At 69.5% G+C, this 7280-nt stretch carries 1 protein-coding gene; it reads right to left on the bottom strand.

The genetic code is table 11. The features are described from left to right. Window positions 1-7280, bottom strand: a 7280-nt coding sequence (locus tag AC27IQ_RS16500; RefSeq protein ID WP_487090098.1) for a putative Ig domain-containing protein, incomplete at both ends; no start/stop codon positions are given.

Here is a 7280-nt window from a genome sequence, read left to right as displayed (position 1 = left end):
CCGTATCGCCCGCGTTGTCCACCACGTACACGTCGTGCCTGCCGCCACCGGTCATCGCGTCCGCACCCGCGCCGCCGTCCAGCCGGTTCGCACCGGCATTGCCCACGAGCGCGTTGGCAAGCGCATTGCCCGTGCCGTTGATGGCGGCCGTACCGGTGAGGGTCAGGTTCTCCACGTTCGCCGCCAGGGTGTAGGTGACGCTGGACAGCACCGTGTCGGTGCCCGCGTTCGCAGCCTCCACCACCTTGTCGGAGGCGTTGTCGACCACGTAGGTGTCGTCACCGCCCAGGCCCGTCATCGTGTCGGCGCCCGCGCCGCCGTCGATGGTGTCGTTGCCGCTGGTGCCGGTGAGGGTGTCATTGCCCGCTGTGCCCGTGATCGCGCTGGACTGTACGGTCAGCGGCAGCTTCTGGGAGGCCTTGGCACCTGCCTGATCGGTCGCGGTGATGGTGATTTCGTAGCTGCCCGCCGGCGCCGAGGTGCTGGACGAGCGCAGCGTCTTCTTGGCAGCGTCGAACGTCAGCCACGCCGGCAGCGCGGCGCCGGATGACAGGGTGGCGGAATAGGTCAGCACGTCGCCCTCGTCCTCATCGACAAACGCGTCGGCCGGCAAGGCAAAGCTCCATGCGGCGCCTTGCTTGAACGACTGCGCGGTGAGCGGGGTCTTGGCCACCGGTGCGTCGTTCACCGCATCCACCCAGACTTCGAAAGCCAGGTGCGCGGATGCGCCTGCGCGGTCCGTCGCCACCACTTCCACCTCCCACAGCCCGCTATCGCTGCCTGCCGGAATACCGTGGAAGGTCCGCGTAGCAGCATCGAAGGAGAGCCAATCAGGGAGCAAGCCTCCACCCGGGTACTGGGCAGTCCACGTCAGGACATCGCCCGCGTCGGCATCGGTGAACGTGCCGGCGGGCACCGTGAACCGCCATTCGGCGTCTTCCGTGGCGCGCTGCTGCGCGATCGCTGCGCCCGCCACGGGCGGCCGGTTCCCCGCGGCGATGCTCAGCGCAAAACTGCCACTCGCCTGCGCGCCCATCGCATCGGTGGCCGTCACGCGCACGCTCAAAGCGCCTTGGTCGGTGGCGGCGGGGGTTCCACTGAACGAGAGTTTGGATGCATCGAACACGAGCCACCCGGGCAAAGGCTTGCCATCCGCCAGCGTGGCGCTGTACGTCAGCACCTCACCCGCGTCCTCGTCCTTGAACGCGCCCGCCGGCAACGCGAAGCTGAACGGCGTGTTCGTGGCGGCCTTGGCCTCGGGCAGCGCAGCCGACAGGACCGGCGCGTGGTTCACGGTGTTAGGGTCGGTCATGCGCATCAGCGCGTCGAAACCCCAGGCAGTGCCGTCGGCGAACTCGATGCGCCGCACCGCGTTGAATTCCTGGTCTCCGTAGAAGCCCTGCACGGTGACCTGGTCGGTGGTGCCGCGAATGCCCACGACCAAGGTATCGCCGGCCCGCCGCACGCTGACGTCGGAGGCCACGACACCGGCCTTGAAGCGCAGCGCCTGCTGCCGGTCCACGCTGGCGCGGCCCGTCCATGCCGTGATCACGTCCTGGCCATCGCCCCGCCCGAAACGGAAGACATCGCCTCCAACGAGCGTGTCGTTGCCCGTGCCGCCGTCCATCACGTCGCGCCCGGCATAGCTCACCAGGCGGTCATCGCCCGCGCCACCCAGCAGCTCATCGTTGTCCCAGCCGCTGGAGTACACCGAAGCCGTCGGGCGGATGGCCGCGTACTGGTCTTCCACCACGTCGTCGCCCGCGCCGCCTTCCACGATGTCGTCCTGGAAGGAGCCGCTCACGGTGTTGTTGCCGGCGTTGCCCACCAGGTGCACGCCCTGCGCAGGCTGGTTGCCGCGCAGTTGCCCGTTGGCCGCGAGGTTTTCCACATTGGCGTAGTCGTCCAGGCGGAACACCTTGCCGGTGGAATGGTAAGCCGCGGCGCCAATCGCCATGACGTCGATGATGACCCGGTCCGTGCCGCCGCCGGCCTGCTCGACCACCGCGTCGTCGATCCCCACATAGTAGGTGTCGTCGCCGCCCTTGCCGGTGAGCACGTTGCGCGCCGTGTTCCGGGACGCGCGGATTTGGTTGGCCTGGTCGTTGCCGGTGGCGTTGATCGCCTGGTCGCCCAGCAGTTCGATGTTCTCCACATTGAGCGGCAGGTCGATGGAAATGCGGGAGGAGACCACCGTGTCGTTGAGGGACAACTGGGTCCCGTTGTCCGCGATGCCCGTCTCCACCACCTTGTCGCCCAGGCTGTCGAGGACGTAGTAGTCGTCCTCGACACCGCCGATCAGCGTGTCGTTGCCCAGGCCCCCATCCAGGACGATGCCGCCGAAGGCCTCCGAACGCTGGCGCATCAGCATGGCACCGAGGCGCCCCTCGTTCGTCGCGTCGATGGTGTTATCGCCGGTGTTTCCGCTGAGCTGGAGCCGGGTGTCGTCCGCCCGTCCATCGTAGAGTTGGTAGGAGGACTGGAATCCGTAGTAGGAATCCAGGGGAGCCACCCGATTCGAGTTGCTCCAATCCATCAGCACGAGGTTCTCGACGTTCTCGTCCAGCACCCGGTTCTTGGCATCGAGCAGCAGCGTGTCGTTGCCCTCCCCGGCCCGCTCCACGATGACGTCCTTGTTGTTGTCATAGGCACCACCGGCCGCATCCACGTAGATGTCGTCTCCCGCACCGCCGACCAGTCGGTCCACCCCGCCCATGCCGTTGAGCACGTTGTTGCCCGCGTTGCCGGCGATCACGTTGGCGGCGGCGTTGCCGACACCCGAAATGTCCAGCGACCCGGTGAGCGTGAGGTTCTCCACCTCGCCGGGCAGCACGTACGACACGGCACTGTTGACCGTGTCGCTGCCCTGGCCCGCGCCTTCGGCGATGGTGTCGGCCACATGGTCCACGGTGAAGGTGTCGTCGCCTGCCGTGCCCTGCATCGCATTGGCCGCGCCGCGGGCGTCCACCGTGCGGCTCTGGATGTCCTGCAGGCTCCAGCGCGCGCCGTCGGCGAACTCGATCCCTTCGATCCCGCCCCCTGCACTGAAGAACCCCGGAATCCACACCTGCCCGCCCCCGGGCAGCACGGCCACCAGGGAGTCCGCCGCAGCGAACGCCGTCGTGCGGCCGGTCAGGTCGGTGGGAGGGCTGGAGGTGCGCACCAGCTTCACGTCCGCCGCGGCGATGCCCGCACCGAAGCGCAGCGTGTCCGTGCCACCGGTCTCGGTGATCACGTCGCGCCCCTCGCCCTTGCCGACCAGGTACACGTCGTCGCCAAGGCCGCCTTCGAGCACGTCGTTGCCCGCCTCGCCCGACAGCACGTCGTTGCCGCCCTGGCCCCGCAGGGTGTCGTCGCCCGCACCACCGGCGAGGCGGTCGTCGCGCCAGTCGAAGCCGATCACCGTGTCCGCACTCGCGGTGCCCTGAAGCGCGCGCTCGCGCAGGTTCTCCAGCGTCCACACGGTGGCGGGACTGCCCGCAAAGCGCACCTCGGCCACGCCGCCCGGCTGCGCGTTGCGCAGCAGGCCCTGCAGCTCCACCGAGACGCGGATCGCGCCGGACACCGGGTCGCGGGCGACCAGCATGGCCGCGCCGTTCACGTGCGTGACGGTCACATCCTTCGGCGCGATCGAAGCGTCGAACTCCAGCACGTCCTGCGACACGGCGTCGTCCTGCACGATCACATGCCGCCCGCCCGGGCCGATGCGGAAGGTGTCCGCCCCCTCGCCGCCCGACAGGCGCGAGGTGCCGCTGGTGGAGGCCACCAGCACGTCGTCCCCGGTTTCGCCATACAGCAGGTCGGCCGCCATCGCACTGCCTTCGCCAGCGATCAGCGTGTCGTTGCCGTCGCCCCCGCGCAGCGTGTCCGCGCCTTGCGAGCCGCGCAGCACGTCGTTGCCGGCAAGCCCCTCGATGACGTCGTTGCCGGCCAGGCCGTCGAGTTCGTCGTCACCGGCACCGCCCTGCAGCGCATCGTCGCCGGCCGTGCCCACGTTGGCGCGGCGGTAGGCATCCTGGTAGCTCCACACCGTGGCGGGCGCATCCTCGAAGGTGAAGCGCAGTCCCTGGCGGTCGGCCTCGAAGCCCATGAAGCCATCGATGCGCAGCTGCTGAACGCCACCGGCTCCCGTACCGGGCCATTGCACCAGCAGGTCCTTGCGCCCGTTGCTGCCGGGCACGGCGGCCAAGGTCACGTCCTGGGGCGCGATACCGGTGGCAAAGCGCACGGTGCGCGCCGTGCCCGCAGCAGTGCGGCCGTCCAGCAGCAATGTCTGCCCCACGGCAGCCACCGACCGGCGCACGACCAGGGTGTCGTTGCCTGCCCCCAGGATGACCCGGGCGCCAGGCACCTCCACCGTGTCGTCGCCGTCCCCGGCGTTGACCGCACTGCCCGTGCCGGTGACGCGGTCATTGCCGTCGCCGCCATCGAAGGTGTTGTCGCCCGTGCTGTCGGACAGCACGTCGTCGCCGGCATTGCCATAGAGCTGGTCGTCGCCGGCTCCACCGTCGATCGTGTCGTTGCCACGCCCACCGCGCACCACGTCCTGACCGCCCTGTGCATTCACGGTATCGCCGCCCGGCAGCAGGTAGATCGTGTCGGCGCCCGCGCTGGCCTGGGCGTTGCCCGGCGTGAGCGGCAGATCGGCCAGTGCGAAGGCCGCACCGCCTGCGAACTCCACGCGCGCCAGCGGTTGATCGGCATAGGCCGAGCGCACGGTCACGCGGTCGTCCGTTCCGACGACGCGCACCAGCAAATCGTCGTCCACCCGTGAGACCACCAGGTCGGACAGCGCCAAGCCTTCCTTGAAGCTCAGCACATCGACCGCGCCGGCCTCGGCAGGCCCGGCAGAGAACTCGTCCTTGCCATCGCCACGCCCGAACAGGAAAACGTCGCTGCCAGCTTCGCCGTACACCTTGTCGTTGCCGGCGCCTGCATCGATCACGTCGTTGCCCGCGCCACCCCACACCTGGTCGTCGCCGCTGCCGGCATTCACCACGTCGTTGCCGAATCCTGCGTAGATCCGGTCGTTGCCGTCGCGCCCCGTGATGAGGTCACGGTAGGCGGTGCCCTCGCCATACCCCGCACCCGAATCGGTGCGTGCGCGCATGTCCAGCACGATGCCCTGGGCCACCGCTTCGTCCCAGGTCACGGCCGAGCCATCGGCGAACTCCAGGCGGTCGAAGGTCCGCCCGTCCTGTCCGGAAAGACCGTCCAGGCGAATCGAATCGCCGCCTGCACCATCCGGCTCCGCGCCATAGTGCAGGAACAGCGCCATCTGGCCACCCACGTACTGGCGCACCAACGAGACGCCAGCCGCCGTGATGCCCTCGCCGAACTCGAACACGTTGGCCTGCCGGGTGCCACCGCCGGGCCGGCCCGCCAGAGTGGCGCCACTCACTGAACCAATGGCCACGTCCTGCCCGTCGCCCAGCCGGAACCGCAGCCGCGCGCCACCCGTGTCGTTGGCCGGCGACAGGTCGAAGGTATCGTTGCCTCCGGCCCCCTCCAGCGTTCCGCCGCCCGCCGCCACGCTCAAGGTGTCGGCACCGCCGCCTCCGAACGCCTGGCCTCCCGCGCCCGCCGCCAGTGTCTTGGCCTCCGTCACATTGGCGCGGATCCACTCGGACACACGCGTTTCCACCCCATCGACCACCAAGGTCTCGAACGCGCCCGTGAACCCGTCCTCCAGGATCAGTGCGCGCTGCTCGGCAGGATCCCCGACCGCCAGCGCCAGGTGGGCCGCATTGCCCGTGCGCGCGGCCTGCAGCCGCCCCGAAACAACGACGGTGTCATTGCCGCCCGCATCGCGCAGGATCTCGGCGGCCGTCGCCGAGTTCACGGGCACGTCGCCCGCTTCCAGCACGTAGGTGTCGTCGCCCAAGCCGCCGTCCATCACGTCGGTGCCGGCGCCGCCCTGCAGGGTGTCGTTGCCCGCACCACCGTTCAGGCGGTCGTTGCCTTCGCCGCCCATCAGTGCGTCGTTGCCGTTGCCCCCCACCAGGGTGTCGTTGCCGGCCCCGCCATCCAGTACGTCGTTGCCGGTAAGGGTGGATACCGCTTTCTCGGTGCGTTCGTCCTCGCCAGCCAGCCAGTCGTCGCCGTCGCCCCCGCGCAGGGTGTCGTCGCCACCGCCGCCGTAGAGAGCATCTTCGCCTGCGCCGCCGTCCAGCAGGTCGGCGCCGTGCCACTGCGCATCGATCTCACCCGTACGGTCATCGCCTTCCAGGATGTCCTTGCCTGCGCCGCCAAGCAGCACGTCGTTGCCGCCACCACCGAACAGGTCATCGTCACCATCGCCGCCATCGAGCAGATCGTCGCCGGCCTGCGGGCCATTCATCCGTTTGTGGTCTCCATAGATCAAGTCATTACCGGCCCGGCCATAGAGCAAGTCGTTCTTGCCGCCGCCCATCAGGGTGTCGTCGCCCGCGCCGCCGTCGAGCACGTCGCTGCCATGCCGCGCGGCATCCAGCGTGTTGCGCACGACCATGCTGGCGCCGTGGTAGGTCAGCGTCTGCACCGCCTGCTCGCCGTCCATGGCCTGCACGGCGTAGTCCCCTTCCAGCCAGTCGTTGCCGTCCCCGCCTTCGATGAAGTCGTCGCCGTCGTAGCCGGCCACCATGTCGGCACCTGAGCCACCGAACACGATGTCGTTGCCCGCGCCCGCATTGACCACGTCGTCGCCCGCGCCGGCGTAGATGGTGTCGGCGCCCGCGCCCACACCGAGGTTGCCCATGAAGGCCTGGCCGTCGTTCATCTGCGCGAAGGTGCGCTGCGAACCGGCGGCGTATTCGTGCGTATCGCCGGCCGGCGGCTTGATGTCCTCGGCCCGCATGGCGAGCAGCCCCGACAGGTCGATCTCGGCCAGGGGGTTGAAGGCGAATTCCCGCAAGTCGGTGCTGGTATAAGCGTTACCCGCACTGCCGATGGCGGTGGCGCCGATGCGCGCCATGACGACGCTGGCGTTCAAGAGACGCACCTGGCCCGTGGCCACGTCATTGGCGCCGCTGCTGTAGGACGCCGAGGCATCGCCCAGCACCAGCCCCTGCCCGTTGCCATCGGCCAGGATGATGTCGTTGCCGCCCCCGGCCACCAGGGTGTCGTCGCCTGCGCCGCCGTACAGCACGTCGTCGCCGGCATCGCCCACGAGCCGGTCGCTGCCCTGCCCACCCGACAGGCTGACGAAGCCCCGGCCGCTGGCGCTCTGGGTCTCGCCTGCCGCAATGGCGGCAGCCAGGTCCACGGGCGCTGCGGCGTAGAGCACGTCGTCGCCGGCCTCG

It is taken from the genome of Acidovorax sp. KPB24-07, assembly GCF_057543315.1.
This window is presented reverse-complemented; position numbering and strand designations above follow the sequence as displayed.